The 1,214-nt window shown below is 68.5% G+C and carries 1 protein-coding gene; it reads right to left on the minus strand.

What is annotated here, in order from left to right:
- Positions 1-285: 285 nt before the first annotated feature.
- Entirely contained in the window at positions 286-960 is a 675-nt protein-coding gene (locus NBZ83_RS32220; RefSeq protein ID WP_261576522.1) for a TetR/AcrR family transcriptional regulator, read from the minus strand.
- Positions 961-1,214 lie beyond the last annotated feature (254 nt).

Below are 1,214 nucleotides of genomic sequence, written 5' to 3' on the forward strand. Positions count from 1 at the left end.
CCCCCGCCCTGCCCCGGTGACGATCGCCGTCGGTGTCTTCGCGTCTGCCATTCCGCCCTCGTTACGGTATGAGCGCATGCGACTGTGGGCGTCGAAGGAGCCGGAACGCCGACGGTCGTCATCATCCTCCGTATTCTATTCGCCGATCACTGCGCGGACAGGTATGCCCGTGACCTGCAAATTTTGCTTGCAGTGCTATTCGTAATATTTTTCTTCTTCGGTGGGCGGACCGGCGGGCACCGGGACGTCGGCGTGAAGCGCGCACCAGGGGCGGGTGCGGCGGTGCTACGTCGATGAGACCTTCGGCTGACCCTGCAGCTCGCTCTGCCTCTCGACCTGCATCAGGGTGAGCAGCTCGGATTCCGCCGGGGGCGGCGGTGCCGGGGTTGCGGCGGCGGCCTGCAACCCGTCGAGCAGGAGGGCGATCAGCCGAGCGGAGCTGTCCTGGGCGCGCGCACCGGCACGGTGGACGAGCCCGGCGTTCGCCATCAGAATGATCAGGATGTCCTGCGGGGCGAAATCGGCCCGCAGTGTCCCGGCGTCCTGCGCTCGGCGGATGGTGCGCACCACGTCCCGCCGGGCGTTGTCGCGCGCCGCGTCGATTGCGACGTCCGGGAAGGCGTCACTGGTCAGCAGGTCGGCCAGCCCGCGATCCGTGGCCTGCATCCGGCACAGCGACGTCAGGTAGCCACGCAGTGCGTTCCATGGATCGGGCTCCGCGGCCGCGGCGGCGGCCATCTCTGCGTACCTTTCCATCTGCTCGGACAGGGCGGCGGCGACCAGCTGGCAGCGCGAGCCGAAATGCCGGTAGAGCGTGGCGTTCCCGACGTTGGCGCGCTGCGCGATCTCGTCCAGCGAGGCATGGATGCCCTGCTCCGCGAACACCTGGCGAGCGGTGGCCAGAATGGCCTGCCGATTGCGGCGGGCATCCGCGCGGACGGCCGGCTCAGGACCAGACATCCAGTCATCGTAGCCATGAGCGTGGACGTGCCCCCCGGTTTTGGTAGCGTGGTCGACGAACCGGGGATGCGTCCCCGGTGGGGCGCTGGAAGCGCGCAGGCATGGGAAAGAGAAACCGGCTCGGGAAAACGTCGCCACCAGATGAGGCAGGATCATGGACACTCAGCGCTTCACGCGCCAGCTGATGGCCGGTTTCGGTCCCGGCGAGCAGGAGCGTCTGGGCGGGGCGACGGTGCTTGTGGCCGGGGTGGGAG

Source organism: Frankia gtarii, assembly GCF_025403375.1.
Taxonomy (GTDB): Bacteria; Actinomycetota; Actinomycetes; order Frankiales; family Frankiaceae; genus Frankia; species Frankia gtarii.